Origin of the sequence: Caenibacillus caldisaponilyticus (genome assembly GCF_002003465.1) — a bacterium.
GTDB classification, from domain to species: domain Bacteria; phylum Bacillota; class Bacilli; order Bacillales; family Sporolactobacillaceae; genus Caenibacillus; species Caenibacillus caldisaponilyticus.
In genome coordinates this window covers 1-22613 of the sequence record NZ_BDDQ01000013.1, presented here as the reverse complement: position 1 = coordinate 22613, position 22613 = coordinate 1, and the positions used below count along the sequence as shown (strand labels likewise).

At 46.5% G+C, this 22613-nt stretch carries 14 protein-coding genes, 1 tRNA gene and 3 pseudogenes; 9 read left to right on the top strand and 9 right to left on the bottom strand.

The genetic code is table 11. From position 1 onward, the window contains the following. Positions 1 to 122: 122 nt before the first annotated feature. The 5 genes and pseudogenes from CCB157_RS04725 (at position 123) to CCB157_RS04700 (ending at position 4012) form a co-directional block, all read left to right on the top strand. On the top strand, positions 123 to 671 hold the full coding sequence (locus tag CCB157_RS04725; RefSeq protein ID WP_077614773.1) for a phosphatidylglycerophosphatase A family protein: 549 nt from the start codon (positions 123 to 125) through the stop codon (positions 669 to 671). Between the two features lie 275 nt (positions 672 to 946). Further along, a tRNA-Val gene (locus CCB157_RS04715) sits at positions 947 to 1022 on the top strand. A gap of 500 nt (positions 1023 to 1522) precedes the next feature. Beyond that, positions 1523 to 2077 (top strand): annotated as a pseudogene (locus CCB157_RS04710) (GNAT family N-acetyltransferase). Between the two features lie 354 nt (positions 2078 to 2431). Then, positions 2432 to 3574 carry a glycerate kinase family protein gene (locus CCB157_RS04705; protein ID WP_077614771.1) on the top strand — a complete coding sequence of 381 codons (1143 nt, stop codon included), beginning with the start codon at positions 2432 to 2434 and terminating at the stop codon, positions 3572 to 3574. 195 nt (positions 3575 to 3769) lie between these two features. After that, positions 3770 to 4012: a hypothetical protein gene (locus CCB157_RS04700; RefSeq protein WP_238594594.1), complete on the top strand. Its 243-nt coding sequence runs from the start codon at positions 3770 to 3772 to the stop codon at positions 4010 to 4012. 173 nt (positions 4013 to 4185) lie between these two features. Here the strand turns inward: CCB157_RS04700 and CCB157_RS04695 are convergent, their stop codons facing one another. The 6 genes from CCB157_RS04695 to CCB157_RS04670 form a co-directional block, all read right to left on the bottom strand. Further along, the gene (locus tag CCB157_RS04695) at positions 4186 to 4761 is read right to left on the bottom strand and encodes an acetate uptake transporter (protein WP_077614770.1); all 576 of its coding nucleotides are present in this window, start codon (positions 4759 to 4761) and stop codon (positions 4186 to 4188) included. Positions 4762 to 4840: 79 nt separating this feature from the next. Next, positions 4841 to 6796 (bottom strand): acetate--CoA ligase, encoded by a 1956-nt coding sequence (gene acs / locus CCB157_RS04690; protein WP_077614769.1) that lies wholly within the window; start codon positions 6794 to 6796, stop codon positions 4841 to 4843. Positions 6797 to 7002: 206 nt separating this feature from the next. After that, positions 7003 to 7740, bottom strand: a complete 738-nt coding sequence (locus CCB157_RS04685; RefSeq protein WP_077614768.1) for a LytR/AlgR family response regulator transcription factor — start codon at positions 7738 to 7740, stop codon at positions 7003 to 7005. Further along, positions 7694 to 9496, bottom strand: coding sequence for a LytS/YhcK type 5TM receptor domain-containing protein (locus tag CCB157_RS04680; RefSeq protein WP_077614767.1), 1803 nt, complete (start codon positions 9494 to 9496; stop codon positions 7694 to 7696). The genes CCB157_RS04685 and CCB157_RS04680 overlap by 47 nt, the downstream gene beginning before the upstream one ends. Before the next feature lie 24 nt (positions 9497 to 9520). Continuing rightward, positions 9521 to 11062 (bottom strand): solute symporter family protein, encoded by a 1542-nt coding sequence (locus CCB157_RS04675; RefSeq protein WP_238594593.1) that lies wholly within the window; start codon positions 11060 to 11062, stop codon positions 9521 to 9523. After that, on the bottom strand, positions 11059 to 11385 hold the full coding sequence (locus CCB157_RS04670) for a DUF485 domain-containing protein (protein ID WP_077614765.1): 327 nt from the start codon (positions 11383 to 11385) through the stop codon (positions 11059 to 11061). Before CCB157_RS04670 ends, CCB157_RS04675 begins: the two co-directional genes overlap by 4 nt. A gap of 698 nt (positions 11386 to 12083) precedes the next feature. Here CCB157_RS04670 and CCB157_RS04665 point away from each other — a divergent pair. The 4 genes from CCB157_RS04665 to CCB157_RS04650 all read left to right on the top strand — a co-directional run bounded on the left by CCB157_RS04665 (position 12084) and on the right by CCB157_RS04650 (position 20406). After that, positions 12084 to 14024 (top strand): N-6 DNA methylase, encoded by a 1941-nt coding sequence (locus CCB157_RS04665; RefSeq protein ID WP_077614764.1) that lies wholly within the window; start codon positions 12084 to 12086, stop codon positions 14022 to 14024. A gap of 502 nt (positions 14025 to 14526) precedes the next feature. Then, a complete protein-coding gene (locus CCB157_RS04660; protein WP_077614763.1) occupies positions 14527 to 16074 on the top strand; it encodes a type I restriction-modification system subunit M in 1548 nt (515 codons plus the stop codon). Continuing rightward, on the top strand, positions 16071 to 17309 hold the full coding sequence (locus CCB157_RS04655; RefSeq protein ID WP_077614762.1) for a restriction endonuclease subunit S: 1239 nt from the start codon (positions 16071 to 16073) through the stop codon (positions 17307 to 17309). Before CCB157_RS04660 ends, CCB157_RS04655 begins: the two co-directional genes overlap by 4 nt. A 31-nt stretch (positions 17310 to 17340) precedes the next feature. Next, positions 17341 to 20406, top strand: coding sequence for a type I restriction endonuclease subunit R (locus CCB157_RS04650; protein WP_077614761.1), 3066 nt, complete (start codon positions 17341 to 17343; stop codon positions 20404 to 20406). 494 nt (positions 20407 to 20900) lie between these two features. Here CCB157_RS04650 and CCB157_RS17965 read toward each other — a convergent pair. From CCB157_RS17965 to CCB157_RS04640, 3 genes and pseudogenes are all read right to left on the bottom strand, one after another. Next, positions 20901 to 21314: pseudogene (locus CCB157_RS17965) on the bottom strand (transposase); the annotation flags it as partial. A 96-nt stretch (positions 21315 to 21410) separates the two neighbouring features. Then, positions 21411 to 21524 (bottom strand): annotated as a pseudogene (locus CCB157_RS17960) (transposase); the annotation flags it as partial. A gap of 769 nt (positions 21525 to 22293) precedes the next feature. Beyond that, the coding region (locus CCB157_RS04640; RefSeq protein ID WP_193432254.1) for a transposase at positions 22294 to 22613 on the bottom strand (320 nt) is incomplete at its 5' end.

Below are 22613 nucleotides of genomic sequence, written 5' to 3'. Positions count from 1 at the left end.
TATCGGACACCGTTTATGATGATCCGCACAACCCCAAGTGATATAATGAACGTGTGTCGTTTGCGCGGCGGTTGCGGGGGAACACCCGGCCGACACGACTTTTTTAAAGGGGGTCGAAAACCATGGGAAAACGCGTGCACAGTCAAGAAGTCAGAAATGCCGCACTCCGCTTGTTGAAAGAGCGGGGCGTCGACATAAAGGATATCGCGGAAATCGTGTATGAAATGCAGTCGCCTTATGCACCCGATTTGAAGCTCGATGCGTGCATCGAGAGCGTTCTCGCGGTGTTGGAGAAACGGGAAATGCAGCACGCCATTCTCGTCGGCGTTGAATTGGATAAATTGGCCGAAGCCGGCCGTTTGTCGGAACCGTTGCAGTCCATCATCGAACAGGATGAAGGACTGTTCGGCATCGATGAAACGATCGCGATCGGCGCGGTGTTCACTTATGGAAGCATTGCCGTCACGACGTACGGTCATCTCGATAAAGCCAAAACCGGTATCATTAAAAAATTGGATACGAAAACCGGTAAGGGCGTCCACACCTTTCTCGACGATTTGGTTGCGGCCATCGCCGCCAACGCGTCGAGCCGCCTGGCGCATCACCTCCGTGATGAGGAAGAGGGCCGATTGGATAACGGCCGGCATCAAGAGGAACAAGACGCGGGTTAAGGCGGGGAAAACGATGATTTCGGTCGGCCTCGGGCCGGCCGTTTTTATCAGCCGAAAAGAACCGCAGTCTGCTTTAATCGCCAACCAACGAAAATATATTACGCAGGGGGAAGCGGGCCGAAATCGCATGTCTGGTTTCACAGCCGTCCTTGCCGTCCGCTCTTCGTCTCGTTTTTTTGACAGGTCAGAACAATAAATTATTCATAGAACCCCTTGACGTCCACACAGGGAGCGTGTATATTAGTAAATGTCTTTCGGAAAATGAACTTAATCACGACTCGTTAGCTCAGTTGGGAGAGCGCTACCTTGACAGGGTAGAGGTCACTGGTTCGAGCCCAGTACGAGTCACCATACATACTGTTTGACCAATGCGGTTTCTCGTTTTAAATGAGGAACCGCGTTTTTGTTTGTCTGTTTATACGAAATACGCGCTTCTCATTGGGCAGCTGATTCGTTGCCTTCATAAAAATATAAAAAGGCCTCCCTTTTTCTCTTTTTTGATCCCCTAAAAAGGAGAAAACATGGAGCATGGTCACATGAGAACCTCATTTTTTCAGAGTGAGGTTCTCTTTTTTTTAGCGCTTCCCCTTACCGCGTGACAGACAAGTTCCTTCCATACGGAGAGGATTGTAATAAACGGTATTCCTTTTATGACGGGCTCCGGGAAGGCCGGCTGAATCTTATAAAAAACGTTGTCCAATGGAATTGTTGGTTAGAAATATATATTATTATTAAAAAGATATGAAAAATATTTTGATGAAAAATAAAGTGAGCGTTCTTGTTTAAAAGCAAACAATAGATGTTTTTTGCTGCCCTTTTTGTCAATCTATTCGTTAAATGGAGGCCACAAAATAGAATTTCCCGTTCTTGAAACCGAGCGTTTAAATCTTGTTCAAATCGGCATGGAATACAGCCGGAGAATTTATGAAATATTTTCTTTGGATGAGGTGACCCGCTATTATGGTATGGATTCCTTCCAATCCTTTGAATCGGCTGTTAAAATGATCGAATCATTCGGGAGAAATTTTGCAGACGGCAAAGCGATTCGCTGGGGAATGGTGCTCAAAACGAACGGGATTTTAATCGGTACAGTCGGATTAAACAATATTCAGCTTTGAAACAAAAGGGCGGAAATTGGATTTGAAACCCATCCGATTATTGGAGAATGGGATATAGGTCAGGAGCCATAAAGGAAGTTTTAAAATGATAGTTTTTAAAAACTGGACTTATATCGTATTGGGGCGGTGACTTTTCCGGAAAACAAGGCTTCTAATCAGTTATTGGAAAAGTTGGGTTTTCAAAGAGAAGGATTGCTCCGTGGATATATCTATCAGAAAAGTAGGGGAAAATCTACTGATGCGTTATGTATTCTTATCTCAGGGATGGTCGGACGATCGAGTAGTTGAACGCTTCAGACTCATCCGTATCGATTGCACAATGCCAAAAAGAAGCCGGCGCCGTTCTCAATTCGTCATCAGAAGTGGCCACGCGCGCGTGTCAAGACGACCTTAAAGAAGGCAAAGTCCAAACGGCGCGTACGGGAAATGATGGAATTTTTGAAAGCCCATGGACTTGAAGGCGAAGATCATAGCAGTTTGGTAAAATTTTATGAAAAACTGGCCGATACGGAAGTCAGACGTTAATTTGCGCATTGTTTAACAAACAGCTGGAGCATATGGTGAAATATAAGAGGGGAAGGCGGTTTGCGGTTCCCCTCTTTTAAAGAAAAAGATCGAATCTCATTCAGAAGGACAGATCTTATGAAATTTGTTTTGGCACCCGATTCTTTTAAAGAAAGCATGACGGCAAAAGAAGCCGCCGCAGCGATGGAAGCGGGGATCAGAAAAGTATTCCCGGAGGCGGAATGCGTCCTCGTTCCGATGGCCGACGGCGGAGAAGGAACCGTGGCATCGTTGGTCGAAGCCACCAACGGGCGGATCATCCGAACGGAAGTGACCGGTCCGTTGGGCAAAAAGGTGACGACGGAGTACGGACTCCTTGGTGACGGCGAAACCGCTGTCCTAGAGGTCGCGAGCGCAAGCGGCATTCATCTTCTGCGCAAAGAGGAGCGGGATCCCCTTCATACGACCTCTTATGGCACCGGTGAGTTAATCAAAGAGGCGCTCGGTTTGAACGTGAAAAGAATTTTAATCGGCCTCGGGGGCAGCGTCACGAACGACGGCGGTGTCGGACTCTTGCAAGCGCTTGGCGTCTCTTTTAAAGATGTGCAGGGCAAGGAACTGCCTTTCGGCGGCGGAGCGCTCGACCGGCTCGCAACCATTGATGCCGATGGGCTCGATCCGCGCATCCGATCGGTTCACATCGAAGCAATTTGCGATGTCACCAATCCGCTCATTGGAAAAAATGGGGCTTCCTATGTTTTTGGGCCGCAAAAAGGCGCAACGGAAGAGCAGGTTAAACTTTTGGATGAGAATTTGACGCACTACGCCAAAATCGTTTATGAGACGACGGGGAAGGATGTCGCTCATGCGCCCGGCGCCGGGGCGGCCGGCGGGATCGGTGCCGCTTTGATCGCTTTTTTGAACGCCGAGTTCAAACAAGGCGTGGATACCGTCATTGAATACACGCATTTGACGGAAAAGATGAAAGGCGCGGATTTCATTTTTACCGGGGAAGGCAGCATCGACGGGCAAACGCTATACGGAAAAACGCCGTACGGCATTGCCGTGCGCGCCAAAGCATTAAATATTCCGGTTATTGCTTTTGCCGGCCGAATCGGCAAGGATGCGTGGAAATTATATGAACACGGTTTTACCGCGATGATCGGCATCCTGAAAGAAGCCTCCCCATTGGATCAAGCGCTAAAAGATGGAAAACAGAATTTGGCGGAAGCTGTGGAAAATATTTGCAGAATTATTCAATTAACCTATAAAACCCCGTGACATTCTCATGTGCCGAGCCCCATTTACCCCGCTCGCAAATAGGCCATCAACCATACCCCTTTAAAAATTGGACACATATACTATGTTGTATTAAAAAAGGGAGGGGTATGGGAATGGATAAAGATACGGATCGGCAATATCATGGTCAGCCGGAACATGGGGCACATCACGACCACGGGGGCTATCATCCGGGTCATGGGACTCATCCTGGCCACGACGGTTATCATCCGGGCCATGGTTACCATCCCGGCCATGGGGGGTATCATCCGGGCCATGGCTATCATCCTGGTCACGGCGGTTACTATCCGGGCCATGGTTACCATCCCGGCCATGGCGGGCTATTATCCGGGCCATGGCTATCATCATGGCCACGGCGGTTACTATCCGGGCCATGGCTATCATCCCGGCAATGACGGCTCCAATCGTGCCGGCAATTGATCCGCGAAGGTTTCATCGTCGACGCCTCAAAGAGAAGAGCGATGGAGAGCAGGCCATCGCTCTTTTCTTTGTGCGGGCATCGGATGTCGTGGGCGATAAAACGAAAAAATCCGGACCTCTATCCATGAAGGGTCCGGATGATGGATTGGCTTAAAGGCCTTAAACCGTTGGCATTAAGCGGCTTTCGAAACTTGGGTTTCCTTGATGGGATTGCCGACGGGAAGGACGGTTTTTCCGGCCGTCGCGTTGATGACAACGGCGGCGGAAGTATAAAGGGCGAGGAGACCGCAAAGTTCGCCGACCCAACCGCCGATTTTGGTGAAGCCGGAGGCGCCGAAGTCTCCGATGGCGAGCAAAAGGAACGTAATCCACAAGGTGAGAAAAACAAAGAACAACGCTTTATTCAAATAGAAACTGCCGATCCACAGATAGAAAGTGAGAATGCCGAAGAATAAGAGATACCAGGCGACGCCGGCCGTCGGTTCCGCTTTAATGATAAAATAGAACGAAATCCAGAAAGCGCCGTAGGACGAAAAGGCCGTCGCGCCGAAGGTATTGCCTTTCCGGAATTCCCACATGCCGGCCAAGAGCTGGGCGCCTCCGCCATAGGCCAAGGCCAAACCCAAAACGACGCCCATGGCGCCGGCTTCCAAAACTCCGGCGTTGATCAAGCTTAAGATGCAAGTGGTAATGCCGAATCCGGCGAGGCCGAGCGGGCCCGGATCGGCAATCTTGATTTCTTGAGCCATTCAAAACACCCCTTTAATGAAATTGAGAACCGTTCCATTTCATCACGCGTTGATCTGTCTTTCGATCGACAAGGATCGATCATGAGGCATAATGGCTGAGTTTCTTCAATTCCTCGATGACGCTCGGATCGGCAAGGGTCGTCGTGTCGCCCAACACCCGGCCTTCGGCGATATCGCGAAGCAAACGGCGCATGATTTTGCCGCTGCGCGTTTTCGGAAGTTCAGCCGTGAAAATGATTTCTTCCGGGCGGGCGATTTTGCCGATTTCTTCCACCACGGTTTGCTTTAGTTCCGCAACGAGTTCATCGGAGCCTTCGTATCCTTCTTTCAATGTGACAAAGGCGGTAATCGCTTGCCCTTTGATCTCATCCGACCGGCCGATGACGGCGGCTTCCGCGACGGCCGGATGGCTGACCAAGGCGCTTTCCACTTCCGATGTACCGATTCGGTGTCCGGAGACATTGATGACGTCGTCGAGGCGGCCGAGGATCCACATATAACCGTCTTCGTCTTTGTGTGCTCCGTCACCCGGCACATACCAATTGGGGAATTGGCCGAAGTAAGTTTTGCGGAAGCGCTCGTCGTCGCCCCATATTGTCCTTAACATGGACGGCCAGGGGTGTTTGATGACGAGGATACCGCCGCCCCCCGGTGGGACCGATTGGCCATTTTCATCGACGACGTCGGCGATGATGCCGGGGAGGGGTTTCGTCACGGAACCCGGTTTGGTCGTCGTAATGCCCGGAAGCGGTGAAATCAAAATGCAACCCGTTTCGGTTTGCCACCACGTGTCGACGATCGGCGCCTTTTCGCCGCCGATATATTTGTGGTACCACATCCAAGCCTCCGGGTTGATCGGTTCGCCGACTGACCCGAGCAAGCGTAGGGAACTCAAATCGTGCTTTTGAACGTGTTCCGGCCCCCATTTCATGAAGGTGCGAATGGAGGTGGGCGCCGTATAAAAGATGGTAACGCCGTATTTTTCGATGATTTCCCAAAAGCGGTCGCGGTCCGGATAATCCGGTGCACCTTCATACATGACGACCGTGGCGCCGGTCGAAAGCGGCCCGTAAACGACGTACGTATGGCCGGTCACCCATCCGATATCGGCGGTGCACCAGAACACATCGCTGTCCTTTATGTCAAAAACGCTGCGCAACGACGTGTTCACGCCGACCATATAGCCGCCGGTCGTGTGCACGATCCCTTTGGGTTTGCCGGTCGTGCCGGACGTATATAACACATAGAGAATGTCTTCGGCATCCATTTTCTCAGGCGCAAAAGGCGTGGTGGGGGATTTCCCCATTTCATCTTCCCAATACAAATCCCGGCCGGCGGTCATGGAATAATCCGCCGAATCGCCGACGACTCTTACGACGAGGACTTGTTCGACGGTGGTGCCGTCCACCGCTTCATCGGCATAGGCCTTCAACGGAACTTGGCTGCCCCGCCTCCAGCTGGCATCGGCGGTGACGAGCAGCTTGGCTTGGGCATCTTCAATCCGGTCGCGTAAGGATTTGGCCGAGAAGCCGGCGAAGACAACCGTATGAATGGCGCCGATTTTGGCGCAGGCGAGCATGGTGATCGGGAGTTCCGGCACCATCGGCAAATAAATGGCCACCCGGTCGCCTTTTTTGACCCCGAGCCTTTTCAACATATGGGCCGCTTTGTCGACTTCCCGGCCCAACATGTCATAGGTGTAAACCTTGCTGCCGCCGTTTTCGCCTTCCCAAATGATCGCCGCTTTGTTTTTCCGCGCCCCTTCGCGATGGCGATCGACACAGTTATAAGCCGCGTTCAATTTTCCGCCGATAAACCACTTCGCATGGGGCGGCTCCCATTGGAGCACCTCCTGATACGGCTCGAACCATGAAATATGCTCCGCTTGCTTCGCCCAAAAAGCGACCGGATCTTTGGCCGCTTCTTCATAGATCGCCGGATCGTTGAAATTGGCTTGCGCCTTAAAGGCTTCAGGGGGACTGAACCGGCGATTTTCCTTCAATAACGTGTCAAGGTGTTGGTCATCAACAGTCATTTTCCCACCCCTTTCCGAGAGATAAAAACGGATGATGAAAGCGCTTCCTAAATATAAATATATAAAGGATTAACCTCATGTGAATAACCCGGGCTTCAATTGTTCAGAATCGTGCCTAAAATGCAGAAAAATCATCGCGAACGGCGTGAAAACTTGCAAAAAACAAAAATATCCTCCGCGCAAACGCGAGGAAGAAGGGCGGAATGTCAGACGTTTTGCAGGCGCTCAAACAATTTCTTGGCGGCCGCCCGGCTCACCGGAATTTTCACTTCCTTTTTTCCTTTGAGTATCAAATTGTAAGCCCCATTAAACCACGGCACGATTTCCTGAATATAATCGAGGTTGACCAAATAGCTGCGATGCGTGCGCAAAAAGGGGTAGCCGGACAGTTTTTTTTCCAATTTCTGCAACGTCATTTTCGTTTGGATGCGTTCATTTTTTGTATAAATTTCAATCCAGCGGTCGATCTTTGCGGCATAGTAAATCTCTCCGGGGTGCAAAACGACCATTTTTTCCCCGTCTTCGATCAATAGTTTCGCGCCGTGCATAGGTTGCGGTGGTTCATTGAGCCGGCTCCGAATCCGGCCCAACGTCTCCCGCAATCGCTCGACGCCGTAAGGTTTCAGTAAATAATCGACGGCTTCGATCCCGAAGGCTTCCACCGCATATTCCTCGTAGGCGGTAATAAAGACAAAGAGCGGCTTGGGCTTGTTTGTTTTCCGACGTTGCTCGACGATTTTTCTGGCCGCTTCGATGCCGGACAGGACGGGCATTTCGACGTCCAGAAAAATGACGTCCGGTTCATATTTTTCGTTCCATTCCAAAAGCTGTCTACCATTTTCCGCGGAAGGACACAGGATGATATCTTTTTCCCGCTGAAGCTGATAGGCCAATTCTTCACGGGCGAGCCGTTCGTCTTCCGCGATTAACGCCTTGAATTTCATTTTCCTCTTCCCCCTTTTTCACCGCCTTTGGCAATCGGAAAGAAACGCGGCATCCGCCTGCTTCGAGATTGGTGAAGGAAAGCCGTGCGCCTTCGCCCAACACCGTGATCAATCTTTGGTTGACATTATAAAGCCCGGTCCCGTTCCCGTTTTCGCCGGCCAGCGGTTCCTTGCCGAGCCGGTCCAAATGCTCCCGGGGAAGCCCCTGGCCGTTATCCGTTACATTGACGAGAAAGCCGTTCGCTTGTTCCGCAATATCGACATCAATCCTGCCGCCGTTTTCCACGTTTTTCAAGCCGTGGACGAGGCTGTTTTCGACAAGCGGTTGAATCGTAAAAGGCGGGATCACGGCTTCATCCACTTTTTCCGGAACGCGAATCTGAATGTCCAGCCGATCGGGAAAACGCGCTTGAACGATTTCCGCGTAAGCTTTGACGTGTTCGATCTCCTTTTTTAAAGGAATGAGCGGCAAGGCCGTCAGTTTCAAATTAAAGCGCATAAAGGTGCTGAGTTGAACGATCAAGTGTCTCGCTTTGTCCGGATCGATCCTTACGAGCGTATCGATGGAATGCAAAGTGTTAAACAGAAAATGCGGGTTGATTTGCGCCTGCAAATTTCGAAGCTCCGCCTCATGAATCAGGTGTTTCATTTTTTCGACAGCCAACACGTCTAATTGGTTGGAAAGCAGCCGGCCGAGCCCTTTAGCCAAAGCCAGTTCCACCTTTCGGATGTGTTGGGCCCGTTTAAAATATATTTTTATAAGTCCGCGAACTTCAGCGGATTGGAGGAGCGGGACAATGATGGCCGCTTGCAGCGGGCAGCGCGCATCCCGGCAACGGATGTCTTCGCGTTGATACGCCACCTGCATCTCGCCCGATTCAATGGCTTTCTTTGAAAGGACGGCCTGGATCGGTTGCCCCGGCATGTGGTGATCGGAACCGTCCCCCACATGGGCGAGCACTTCATGGCGATCTGTCAGCGCGACGGCGGCGACATCCAATTCCTTCAACAAAAGTTCGGCAAGGCTTGCGGCCGACTTCGGGTGGAAGGCCTGCTTGAGAAACGGCAGCGCCGCATCCACGATCTTTAGTGCCCGCGCCGTCGCCCATGCGGCTTCTTGTTCTTTTTCCCTTAAAACCAAATGGATCACCGCGGTAAACACGGCGATGGCGATGCTGTCCACAATCACCGACGGAATCCCGATCGTGTTCACCAGTTGAATGGTATGTTCCGGCCGACGGGTGAACATCAATAAAAGGCACATGTTCAAAATCGGGGTAAACATGCCGATGAATAACGCTTTTTCCGGCGCAATCACCCGTTCCTTTGAAAAAAAGCGGGCGGTGGAACCGACGATCAACCCGGCGATGGGGTGGACGACGGCGTTGGCCAAGGCGCCATCCCCGCCTAGGGAAAAGGTATAAACCATCACGATCAGTCCGGAGCCGACGCCAACCTTCGGGCCGCCGAACAGTCCCGCGATGGCCGTGGCGACGAGGTTTGCACTGACAAGCATCGCCCCATCCGGCACGGAAGACGTCCATAAATGCGTCTGGATTTCTCCGTTTGATAAAATCACGCCCGCCTGCGTCGCCGCGATCCCGAATCCCCCGAAAAAAGCGGAATGATAAAAAAACTTTTTTCCTTTGATGTCTCGCTCGACGACATTTTTAAAGGCCGGAATTCTTGTAATGGCCAGCGCCAACAACAGAAGCAAACCGATTCTTTCGAACAAGATGAGGGTCAGTTTTTCCATGCCTCGCCTCACGTCCTACCGATCTTAAAAATCTTTTGGTTCCAAGCGGATTCCGGTATGGCTTTGGAATCGGAGCAAGCGAAAGCGAGCGTCATCCGAATGGGGCTTGGAAAGCCACGCGCCCGCTGCGGCGGCGAGAAAAGCCGCCGGTATCGAAAGGATGCCGGGATATTCCAAAGGCACGATCGCTGGGTGGGGGATGAGGCCGTGATCGGGATCCATCACCGCGGGCCCCAACAGAACGCAAATGAAGGACGCGGCGAAACCGGCGATCATCCCCGAGACCGCCCCAGTGCTATTAAAGCGTTTCCAATAAAGGGTCAAGATGAGAAGCGGCAAGTGCATGGCGGCAGCGACGGAAAACGTTAAAGACACCAAGAACGTGGCGTTCATATTTTGCATGCATAAAGACAATCCGATCGCGAAAGTGCCGATGATGAGCGCGGCCATTTTCGCCGCCTTCAATTGCTGCGGTTCCGTCGCTTTTCCCTTTTTCAGAAAGTGATTGTAAATGTCGTGGGCAAACGAAGTGGTCGCGGTCACGACCAGTCCGGTGACAACGGCCAAGACGGTGGCGAAGGCGACGGCGGATATGAAGGCCGCGAAGAAGTCTCCGCCGAGCGCATCGGCCAACAGCGGCGCGGCGAGATTTCCGCTCGGATCCATGGCGACGAGCGGGCTGGTACCGACGAGCAAGACGACGCCGAAGCCCAAAATGAGCGTCATGAGATAAAAAAGCCCGATCAGCCAGATCGAAGCGAGGACGGATTGCCGCACGGCCAGCCGATCCTTGACGGTGTAAAACCGGACGAGGATATGCGGCAAAGCGGCGGTGCCCGCGATCAAACTCAAATGAAGCGATAGGGCGTCGACCGGGTGAGCGAATAATTGTCCGGGCCGAAAGAAGCGGTCGGACAAAGGGCTTTTTTCGGGAATTTGCTCAACAATGGCCAAGACGTTCCAATGAAAGCGGGAAAGGAGGATCAGCACCATGAGAAAGGCACCGGATAAGAGCAGGATGGTTTTGACGATTTGAATCCAAGACGTCGCCATCATGCCGCCGAAGACGACATAAATCACCATCAGCGTCCCGATGATGAGGACGCTCAAATGGTATGGCACGTGGAGCAAGAACCGGATGACGAGGCCGGCCGCGACGAGTTGCGGAATCATGTATAACATCGAAACAAGCATGGTGCTCATCGATGTCAACAGGCGGATGCGGGCCTCCGGAAATCGGAAGTAGATCACGTCGCCGATGGTGTACTGGCCGAGATTCCGAACCGGTTCCGCGATCAGAAAGAACAGCGGCAAAAAGGAACCGAGGAAGCCGAGGGCGTAGATGAATCCGTCGAACCCGTTTAAAGCGATGGAACCGGTGACGCCCAAAAAGGACGCCGCGCTGATGAAGTCGCCGGCGATCGCCAACCCGTTTTGCATTCCCGTCAGGCCGCTCGACATCACGTAAAATTGCCGGGTGGTTTTTTCCCGTTGCGAAGCCCAATAGGTAATGATTAAAGTGCCGAACAAAATAGCTAAAAAGAACAAAAAGTAGGTCAGGTTCACGTTTTCCGCCTCCAAGGCGCGGCTTTTTCCATCCGTTGATCGAAGCGTTTGGCCTTAAAATAATAGAGACTCCCCAATCCCCAAATCACGACGAATTGAAAAAAGGCCATGGCCCAAGCGACCGTAGAATGATGAAAGACTTCTAAGGCCATCCCGTTCGGAAAAAAGAGGATGCCAAGAGGTAAGGCGAAATAAACACCAAGAAAACCAAGCGTGATTCGGACGAGAAATCGGTTTTTCTTTTTGATGAGTTCTTCCATCGGCTCCGGCCATTCTTCGGATTCCTCCAACGCTTCTCTCATTCTTTCCCGGCTTTGATCCATACCACGCCCCCCTTTTTCGTCTTTTTAAAACAATTTTACCAATAGTCAATAAAATAGCGAAGCAAAGCGCACTAAAATGGTCTATTCACCCTTGTCGGCGCTGTACAAACAGCATTCCATTCATCGGTGCCATACGCTTCCGTTCATGCAAAAACCTGATGACGCGCTGGTTGAAAAATGTGGCAAGAAATAAAATCAGCTCTCCCATGGTCGGATTTTGACCAATGACATCCGTGAAGGAACTTTTGATATGGTTTGGATATCAAGAATCAGATGGCTCCGATATGGAGACGGTAAAGTTTCTGATGGAGAAAGTTGTTGAGGGGGACGGTGACAAAGCCCAAAAGGGGATTAAAATATTAGACGTTGGATTTGACGACATACGCTCCAAATAGCTGAGACGGTGCAAAACAATATATCAGGGGGAATAAAATCCTACTAAGTTTATCGCAGCATAATTAATGATGTAAAGGGATTAGGATTTATCATAAAAAGAATCCAAAATACCCTTTACAAAAATTTCGTTATATGATATATTAAAAACACAGAAATGATCACCCATAAGTTACTTTAGTAAGAAGTTATGTCTATAAGGATAATCCTTGTGACAATGGGATTATTGCTTAAGAATGGTTCTTTTTGGCTTTAAAACCAAAAGGTATTAAAAATACTTTATTTAAAAATTGGGAGGTAAATCGATGAGTCGTGACAAAGCGTTGTTATTTATTCAAGAGTTAGAAAATCAATTTGGTAAAAAAGAAATTGAAGCGGAAAAAGGATTAACAGTAGAGTTATTAAAGCTGCATACTCTGTTTTTTGCCATGGAGAATGAAAAATATGGTGAGAATCTCACAAACATCATAACAAGGGAAGAACTTAAAAATCGACGTGGAAATGTAAAAGAAACCCTCCAATCTTTATATCGTATGCTTGAAAGTATAGAGCCTTCACTCTCTGGCGTGTTTCTTAACGATACATTTAAGAAAATTGAGGAAACCACTCTTTATAAATTAGTGGTCCTGCTTGAACGCTATGGATTAACGAAAACGGAATATCAAAATAACGAGGCTGCGGCAGTTTTTTTTGAAGCATTAATAAAAGAGCTGCTTGCACCTTCAAAGGGTTATGACTTCACACCGGATGGCCTTTCACAGCTTATGATTCAAGCATTAAAGCCAACCACGGGATCCGTATATGACGGATCCGCTGGAATTGCAAATTTACTGGTTGATGCTTACCGATACGCCAAAAGCAAAGGAAAAGATATTACTGTTTATGGTCAAGAGATTAACGAAGAGTTATTTGTTATTGGCAAGCTGAATTTGTTTGTCAATCACATCTTGCCCGAACGGGGAGATATAAAATTAGGGGATACCATACGTGACCCGAAATGGCTTGAAAATGGTCGTTTGATGCAATTTGACTTTATTATGATGAATTTCCCATTCGGTTTAAGAGATTGGGGATATGAGTTTGCCGTCAATGACCCTTATCATCGATTTGAACTATATGATCTTCCATCAAAATCGCAAGGAGATTATTCCTTTATATTACATGCATTGGCTTCTTTAAATCGGGAAGGAAAAGCGGCATTAATCGTTCCCTTTGGAACACTGGTCAGAGGTGCGGCAGAAAGAAAAATCCGCTCCATCTTATTAAAAGACGATGTCATCGAAAGCATTGTGTCCCTTCCAAGCAATTTATTTAGCGGAACAGGTATTCAGGTGGCGCTTCTTTTATTGAATAAACATAAACCAAGCCACAAAAAAGGCAAAGTGCAATTCATTAATGCCGAAGGGGGTTATGAGCGAACGAGAACACAAAACTACTTGACCGCAAAACATGTCCAGAAAATCATTGAAACGCTCGAGGTATATGAAAATGAAGAAAAATACTCACGGATTGTTACTATAGATGAAATTGCCGAAAACAATTGGGACTTAAACCCATCTCTCTACTTAATTCATGTGGAACTGGAAACAGAATTCGGCAAGATTGTTTTTAATAGGAAGAAATACGAAGTTGAAGCGGAAAACCTTGTGCAGATCGGGGACATTGCGGAGGTCATCCGCGGTGTGAATCTTCCAACCCGTAGACAAGTCGAAAGTGCAGACGGGGAGTTATTCCCGGTTATTCAAATACGGGATATCGAAAACGGAGAAATACGATTTGAAACCATTGATCAATTCATGATTCAAACAAGAGATGTACAGCGCGTTGCCGCACAGCCGGGGGACATTTTAGTCTCAAGCAGGGGTACCCAACAGAAGATTGCCATTGTTCCGGAATACGACGGTACGATTTTAGTTTCGAATATGTTTATTATCATTCGCCTCCATTCGAAGGAAGAAGTTGATCCAGCCTATGTCAAACGTTTCTTAGAAAGTCCGATTGGACAATACTATTTTGAAGCTCATCAAAGCGGATCCATTGCAACAGTTTTAACTCCAAATGATATTCGTTCCATTGAGTTACCTTTGCTTCCTATTGAGCAGCAACAGGATATGATTAGACAATTGGAAGAAGCAGATGAATTAATTCGCAAAGCTTATGAAGAGAGAAAGAAAAAATACTTTGATGCTTATCAAAAATTTGGCGTCGGGGATTATATCCGACCAATGACAAATCGGGGGGAATGAGCGTTGAAAAAGTAACTTCTTCTTGAATTAAGAAATGGTTTAAGAAGATGAGGACTTTGGGTGAACGTAGTAGATGAGGGATTAGTTTAGGATCTATGGTATTCAAAAAACGATTTCATGGAGAGTGTTCGTTTGGTGTCAGCATGGCAAACAAGGGATTTGGCTAAAGCCGAGTACCCTTGTTTCGAATGTAAACTATTTCCAGCCAATAGATTTTTTTCAGCGGCAAGGATGGAATTTGTTTTCTGTTTCAAGACTGTAAGAAGTCCATTGTTGATGAAACCTTAATCTGGACAAAGACCTCCCTATATTGGAATTAGATAGCGGATTTGCTAACCATATATTTGCGTTAAATTAGAATGTATACTGGTAAGAGTTGTTATAATGTGAGTTTCTAAGGCGTATTGAAACACTATATAATTAGAGTTGGAATACTTTAGAGCCCAAAGTCCATACTATTTTTCAACAAACCTAGCATGAAAAAGTAGCAGGAGGAAAAAGTATGACTGTAAAAGCAGACATCGATTTTCAGAAGGATTTGTTTGAGGCGGCCAATAAAATGCGCGGGAGTGTGGCTCCCGCTGATTATAAACATTATGTTCTTCCGTTAATCTTTTTGCGTTACCTTTCTAACAAGTACGAAAAGCGCCGAAAAGAATTAGAGCAAATCGTGAAAGATCCAAGCAGCGATTGGTATACGGAAGACGATGATATGCGGCAAGTCATCATCACCGATCCGGATCAATATAAGGCGGAAAACGTCTTTGTCGTGCCAGAAGAAGCCAGTTGGTCCTATATTATGAAAAACGCCAAGCAGCCGAATATCAAAGAGATTCTCGATAATGCGATGAAGCGCCTTGAAGAGGAGAACCCGGAACTTGAGGGCATTTTGCCGCGTATTTATCAAGGTTCGAACTTGCCGCCTGAAAACGTGGCAGGTTTAATTGAAATCTTTTCCCGAGATGTATTTAGCGCCAATACGGATGACAGTGTGGATATATTGGGCCGTACCTATGAGTATTTCATCAGTTCTTTTGCCGCTTCCGAAGGCAACAGGGGCGGAGAATTCTTTACGCCATCGAGCATTGTAAAACTGCTTGTGGCCATGCTGGAGCCGAAAAGCGGGATCGTGTTTGATCCGGCGTGTGGCAGCGGTGGGATGTTTATCCAAAGTGAAGAATATACGCCAAACAAACACGCGCTTTCGTTTTACGGGCAAGAAAATGTGGTAACGACCGTGCGCCTTGGAAAAATGAACGTCTTATTGCATGGCATCAACGCGGAAATTCGCTTGGGTGATTCGCTGTTAAATGATCAGTTCCCAGACTTGAAGGCCGACTACGTGATTGCCAATCCGCCGTTTAACCAAAAAGACTGGGGAGCAGACCGTTTATCGAAAAATGACCCGCGCTTAATCGGGCCGGTCACAAACAGCAATGCGAACTATATGTGGATGCAGCACTTTCTATACCATTTAAACGATGCAGGCACCGCAGGATTTGTCATGGCAAACGGAGCGATGACGACGAATGTGAAAGAGGAGAAAGCGGTTCGTCAAAAATTAGTGGATGAAGGATATATTGACTGCATTGTTCAATTACCTGAGAAACTGTTTTTTACAACAGGCATTCCATGCTGCTTATTCTTTTTAAGCAAAAACCGTGATGGCAAAAAAGGCTATCGGGCGCGAAAAAATGAAATTTTGTTTATCGATGCCCGTAAAATGGGAAGGCTCGTCAGCCGCAAGCAAAAAGCGCTGTCTAAAGAGGAAATTGATAAAATCGCAGCCGTTTATCGTGCCTACAAATACGAAGGGGCAGAAGGATACGAAGATGTTGTTGGAATCTGTAAAGTTGCAACAATTGATGAAGTACGAGCCAATGACTATAAATTAACACCGGGGATTTATGTTGGGACGGAAGTACCTGATGAAGACGATGTACCGTTTGAAGAAAAAATGGCTGAATTGACACAGCGTCTCTTGGAACAATTTGAAGAATCGAACCGCCTTCAAGAGATGATTAGGAAAGACTTGGAGGAATTGATGTGACAAAATGGATTGAAGGGAAATTAAGGGACTTAGTCGAGGTAAACCCTACCGTAAAACTTATAAAGGGTGAAAGATATCCGTTTGTAAGTATGGATGTTATTCAACCATTTTATAAACCAGTAGAAGCAAAGGAAGAAAGAGAATTTAGGTCTGGCGGAGCAAAATTTGAAAATGGTGATATACTTTTCGCGCGAATAACACCTTGCCTTGAGAATGGCAAAATTGCACAGGTGAAAAACCTTAAAAATGGGAAAGGTTTTGGTTCAACGGAGTTTATCGTACTACGCGGTAAAGAGGGTGTCACAGATACAGACTTTGTGTATTATCTTGCGACTAACAAGGCATTCCGTGAAAATGCTGAAAGGTTGATGGTAGGTACATCGGGGCGACAGAGGGTAGATAAACAACAATTTGAGGACCAAATAATTTCGATACCTGACCTTGAAACGCAAAAAAGAATTTCATCCATTCTAGGCAGTATTGATAAGAAAATTGAACTCAATGTAGAGATGAACAAAACCCTCGAAGAAACGGCCATGACGCTTTACAAGCACTGGTTTGTTGATTTTGGACCGTTTCAAGACGGAGAGTTTGTGGAGTCGGAATTAGGGATGATACCTGAAGGGTGGGAGTGTATTGAAATTGGTGAGGCTGTATCTGTATTAGGAGGAGGTACACCAAAGACTAGTGTAAAGGAATATTGGGAGAATGGAGATATTAATTGGTTCTCTCCCACTGATTTAACTACTCAAAAATCTTTATTTATCTCAAAATCGTCAAAGAAAATTACTAAACTTGGTCTTGAAAAAAGTTCGGCTAAACTATTTCCACCTTATTGCGTAATGATGACAAGTCGAGCGACGATAGGAGAAATTTCTATTAATAAAGAAGAAGCATGTACTAATCAAGGATTTATTACTTTAATTCCAAATGAAACATTTACAATGTACCAATTATATTTTTGGTTAAAAACTAATATTGATTTAATATTGTCCATTGCAAACGGCAGTACTTTTAAAGAAGTAAGTAAAACAAACTTTAAAAAGTTAAAAATTTTAAAACCTAAAAATATAGAAGAGTTCACCCGAAAATGTGAGATGCTATTCAAATTAATCGAAAGTAATTTAATTGAAATAGAGGAATTAACAAATATTAGAGACTACCTCCTACCCCGCCTTTTGTCTGGTGAAATTGATGTATCTCAAGCGCAAAAACAAGTGGAGGTTGTACTTTAAACAAAGTGATTCGACTGGAGGTGCAAGCAGCATGGCAACGAGACCTCTAGGTGAAACGGAATTTGAAGAAACGACGATTGAACGTTTAAAGCGGTTAGGTTATGACTATCTTCATGCGCAGGAATTGTTTCAGCGCGGAGAGCGTGACAGTCTTCATGAAGTAGTTCTTTATGGTCGGTTGGAAGCCTTCTTAAAGAAGGTTTATCCGGCCATACCGGAACAAGAAATCAAAAGGCTTGCCCAAGTCTTTACGGCGCCAGATGGTGTAAAATTGATTAACCGAAATATGCATTTTCACCAAATGCTGACGAAAGGACTTGAGTTTTCTTATGAGGTAAACGATGAAACGTACACACCTCATGTCTTCCCGATCGATTGGGAACATCCGGAGAACAATGACTTTTTAGTGGTTAATCAATTGCCGATCGAAGGGCGCATGTCCCGTAGACCAGATATCGTTATATATATTAATGGTTTACCGCTAATTGTATTTGAGTTAAAAAATCCAAACAACGAGCAAGCGACTGTTTATGATGCATATACCCAAATTCAAAACTATACGTATGATATCTCGCAATTATTTAACTACAACGCTTTTGTTGTTATTTCCGATAACGTGGAAACTAAGCATGGGATGCCGTTTGCCGATTACGATTTCTTTGCCTCATGGAAATCGATTGATGGGCGAAATATCGACAACAACCGCGCCAATACGATGCGCACACTGATTGAAGGATTATTCCCGAAAGATCGTCTACTAAACTATATTCGTAATTTCATTGTCTTTTTGGAGGAAGGTAGTAAAATTACAAAAGTTGGCGCGAAATATCACCAGTTTTTCGGCGTGAACTTCGCTGTCAATGAAGCGATACGTGCGACACGGCCTGACGGAGACAGGAAAATCGGGGTTATGTATCATACAACGGGTTCGGGCAAATCGCTAAGCATGTTATTTTTCGCAGGAATTTTGTCTCGCCATCCTGAAATGGAAAACCCATCTATTGTCATTCAAGTGGATCGTAATGACTTAGACGAACAGTTGCATGATACATTTGTGCAAGGAAAATCATACATCGGCCATGTGCATCACGCGGAAAATACCGAACAATTGCGAACATTACTGAGTGGGGAAGCGGGGCAAATTATTTTCTCCACCATTGAAAAGTTCCGTAAAAAAGAAGGAGAAACTCAGCATCCGGTTTTATCGGAAAGACGAAACATTATTGTGATTGCTGATGAAGCACACCGCACCCAAGCCGGTTTTGCGGGCGGATTTGCCGCTCAGTTGCGTTATGCTTTGCCAAACGCTTCCTATATTGGATTTACAGGAACTCCGGTCGATTTTGTTGATAACAATACGGAAGAAATTTTCGGACATATTATCCACCGCTACGATATGGCTCAGGCGGTCGAGGACAATGCGACATTGCCAATCTACTATGAGAGCCGCCTCATTCCGCTTGATTTATCCGCCGGGGATATTGATGAAAAATACAAGGAAATTATCATAGAGGCTGGAGGAGACGATGAAGAGTCAGAGAACTATAAAAGAAAATGGGCTGCTCTGGAAAAAGTCGTCGGTACTCCCAAACGTCTCCGTCGTTTAGCAAACGATATCGTATCACATTTTAACCAAGCCGCCAATCCGTTTCAAAAAGCGATGATCGTCTGCATGAGCCGGCGCATTGCGGTGGAATTGTATGATCATCTAAGGAAAATTCCGGAATGCCCTCCTGTTGAAGTGATCATGACAGGGGATGTATCAAAGGATCCTAAAGAGTGGCGCGAAGTTCAGCCGGGAAGCAAATATGCGCATATTAAATCGAAAAAAGAGCAGGAAGAAGTGAAGGCCAAACTTCGTGATCCGGAAGATCCATTGAAATTTGTCATTGTCGTCGATATGTGGCTGACAGGAATGGACGCTAAACCGCTTTCCTATCTTTACGTCGACAAACCCATGAAGGGCCATAACCTGATGCAGGCCATTGCCCGTGTAAACCGTGTGTTTCCGGGAAAAGAAGGCGGTGTGGTCGTTGATTATATTGGCATTGCCACTTCCCTGAAAGAAGCAACTCATAAATATACGCAAAGCGGCGGCACGGGAAGTCCTACTTATGATATTTCAGAGGCCGTTAACATCTTCATGGATCATTTGAAGACAGTAAGAGGATTTATTCCAAGCGAGATCGATGTGCAAAACTGGCGGATGAAACCAAAAATAGAGCGCGAGGACTTCATCGCCGACCTTGTTAACGCTCTTTTAAATCAAGACCCCGAGGAATATATCCAGGCAGCCTCCAAACTGGAAAAATCGTATCAGTTGGTGAAACATCTGCCGAAAGCACTTGAACTTGCCGACGAAGTCATGCTCTATTTAATGATGAAAGCGCAACTTCGCAAACATTTGCGGCCACCAATTGAAAAACCGAGTGAAAATCAAACATTAGAAGAGCGATTATCAGAACTCATTGATAACAGTCTGTTAGCAAAAGAAACCGTTGACATTTTCCAAATAGCAGGAATTGAACGCCCAGATATCAGCATTTTGGACGATGCCTTCTTGGCGGATTTAACAAAAAAAGAGCATGAAGACTTGCGATTGAAGTTGCTGAAAAAACTTGTCGAGGATCAAATTAAGGTAACATTTCGCCAAGGAAGCCCACAGTCAAAGGCGCTTAGCGAACTTCTAGAGAAAACGTTAAGGGATTATCATAATCGTGTTATTCAGGCTGCCGATGTGGTCAGGGTTATGATTAACATGCGCAAAGAAATGAAAGAAGAAATTCACAAGCGACACGACTTGGGATTGTCAGAAGAAGAAATTGAATTTTACAAAGCGATCACTGCTATGGAGCAGGAAGTGTTTTCAAACGAGTTTCTAGCGGATTTAATCCATAAGGTGGTCAAAGCCTTAAAGAAACAATTAGCCGTCGACTGGATAAGTCCTCATCGCCGGGATGTCTACTCTAAAGTGAAATTAGCCGTCAAGCAAGTGTTAATGAAGGAAAAAATTACGGGCCAACAATTGCAATTCTTGACGAACAAATTCATGGAACAAGCCGAACGGCAGTATAAAGACTGGCCGATGAATGCGTAACAATGAGAAGGGCTGACCCATAGGTAACAATAAAGTATGGTCAGCCCTTTTTAATCATCGATTGGGTATTCTTACCACTATGTTGTTGAGGAGTTTATCATTTTTATGTGATTATAGGCCGTATTGATGAGCCGCATTTTTATGTGGACCTTTTTTAGCCTACGCAAAACAAAGTGACGAAATCCCCAATTTTTTTATATGTCAATCCGCTAACTGCCAAGTAAAGTCTCAATTCTAAACATCACTTAAAATGGACGAAGGGATTGCTCAAGATATTGAGGATAAGCTTGGATGGACTTGGTCACCAGAATCAATAGTTGAACGTCTAAAGGATGAAATGCCATCATTAAAAACAATTATCGTTGGTTGCGTGCGGGCAAAATATTAAAAGCGAATTTACCCTTCTCCGAAAAAATGGAAGTACCAACATCCAAGAAGGTAGTGTCCCGTCAAGTGGTTTAAATTTATCAAGTGCATCTACTCAGTGACAAGATTCATTTTTGAAGGATGGATGTTGGGTCCAAAAAGTTCTGTCCGCCAGTGAGTTTTGCCATAGACTCCTTTTTAAAGTAAGGCCGTCCCACCGTCCATTCCTCATGCTGCTCTTGCAAATGACGCCCACTAGACGAATGAACGAGTCACGGTTAGTGAATATACCAACCAATTCGATTCGGCGGCTAATCTCCCGGTTCAGGCGTTCCAACGGGTTTGTCGAACAGATTTGTTTCCAATGCTCACGAGGAAACGCCATATAAGCTAAGACGTCTTCTTCGGCCTGTTTCAGTACCTCCATCGCTTTGGGAAACCGTTCTTCCAGCTGGCGAACCACAAGGGGACAGTTGTTGTTTCGCGGCGGCTTGCGTCGGCTGTGCAAAAATGGTGCGTACAATCGCAGACACCATCATCTGCGAAGACGGAAAGCAATGCTTTTTCAGCCCGTCGCCGCGGTTCAAGAGGGCTGGGGAGATCACTGCCTTTTTGCATTTGGGGATCTTAAGGCCAATCGTTCCGACCCATGTGTCCCATTCCCTGTTCCGATATCCGTTTCGATCATTCTTGCGGTTTTCGCAGCGTTCAAAACGTTCGACACCAATGTGCTGACTCACCTCTGCATCCATCAACGCTTCTGCCAGTACTTTCAGGCCTTCCCGTAAGAAATCGACATCCCCCTCCATGCCCACTTTTCGAATCAAGTCCAACAAGGTAACTTATCAATGGAAGCCATCGAGTTGCACCTCCTACTAATGGTTTGGATTGTCACTTTTAGTAGATTGCACTCGATGGCTTTTTTGTCAATCAAGGGATTTAAAATTTACACTACTACTTAAGACTGTAACCATATAATCATAAACTTTAATTATTACCACTTTTGAGTCATCCCTTAAATACTGAATCCACAATATTTAAATGAATATATCAAATTTGTCAAGAGTAAATTCTAATAGTCTTTGAAATGTTAATATTTAAAATAGACATGTTATAATTAAATATATTACTTTATGAGGTATAGGAGCGACTACCATGACAAATGTTAATACGATTAAATGTGCATATATTATATATCAACTAATAAATTCTACGAATCCACATATAAAAGGTGTAGGATTCCATTTCCCGTTATTGGGTCTTCACGAACTGACTCGACAATACTTTTCACTACCAAACGAGATTAAGTTGGTCAAGTCCATTTTATTGTGTAAATTTTCCTTTGATAGAAACATGGACCTGATGACTTGACGTATGGTAGGTAAGACCGGAAAGTCTCCCTGCCGGTCGCCTTCCCGGACAAATGATCATGTTGTCAAGGAACAGGCGAGTCAAGGAGCTTTCGCGGCATATCCTCGCTTCGCTCCGGTATTCCACGTTCACCTTGACACGACAAAGTCATTATCCCACTTTCTTGATCGCCGAAACTTCCTGGTTCATCGTTTGAACGCCTAACTCTTTCGTTTTTCGCCACTGCCAATAGTCGGACATATCCAGGTATTTGCGTGCCGATATCCATTTTTCGTCCATTTCGATCAACACGGCGCCTACGAGACGATACACCGATTCCCGGTTCGGAAAAATGCGGATCACCCGTTCTCTGCGGCGGATTTCCTCATTGAGCCGTTCGATGCCATTGGTTGTGCGCAGGCGCCGCCGGTAACGGTCCGGATAGTCCAATACGGCGGTGGCGTCTTCGAATCCCTCTTCGAGGATTTGCA

Excerpts from the sequence above, each read along its gene's own strand:
- CCB157_RS04725 (WP_077614773.1), top strand. The coding sequence starts at position 123 with ATGGGAAAACGCGTGCACAGTCAAGAAGTCAGAAATGCCGCACTCCGC.
- CCB157_RS04705 (WP_077614771.1), top strand. The coding sequence starts at position 2,432 with ATGAAATTTGTTTTGGCACCCGATTCTTTTAAAGAAAGCATGACGGCA.
- CCB157_RS04700 (WP_238594594.1), top strand. The coding sequence starts at position 3,770 with ATGGGACTCATCCTGGCCACGACGGTTATCATCCGGGCCATGGTTACC.
- CCB157_RS04695 (WP_077614770.1), bottom strand. The coding sequence starts at position 4,761 with ATGGCTCAAGAAATCAAGATTGCCGATCCGGGCCCGCTCGGCCTCGCC.
- acs (WP_077614769.1), bottom strand. The coding sequence starts at position 6,796 with ATGACTGTTGATGACCAACACCTTGACACGTTATTGAAGGAAAATCGC.
- CCB157_RS04685 (WP_077614768.1), bottom strand. The coding sequence starts at position 7,740 with ATGAAATTCAAGGCGTTAATCGCGGAAGACGAACGGCTCGCCCGTGAA.
- CCB157_RS04680 (WP_077614767.1), bottom strand. The coding sequence starts at position 9,496 with ATGGAAAAACTGACCCTCATCTTGTTCGAAAGAATCGGTTTGCTTCTG.
- CCB157_RS04670 (WP_077614765.1), bottom strand. The coding sequence starts at position 11,385 with ATGGATCAAAGCCGGGAAAGAATGAGAGAAGCGTTGGAGGAATCCGAA.
- CCB157_RS04665 (WP_077614764.1), top strand. The coding sequence starts at position 12,084 with ATGAGTCGTGACAAAGCGTTGTTATTTATTCAAGAGTTAGAAAATCAA.
- CCB157_RS04660 (WP_077614763.1), top strand. The coding sequence starts at position 14,527 with ATGACTGTAAAAGCAGACATCGATTTTCAGAAGGATTTGTTTGAGGCG.
- CCB157_RS04650 (WP_077614761.1), top strand. The coding sequence starts at position 17,341 with ATGGCAACGAGACCTCTAGGTGAAACGGAATTTGAAGAAACGACGATT.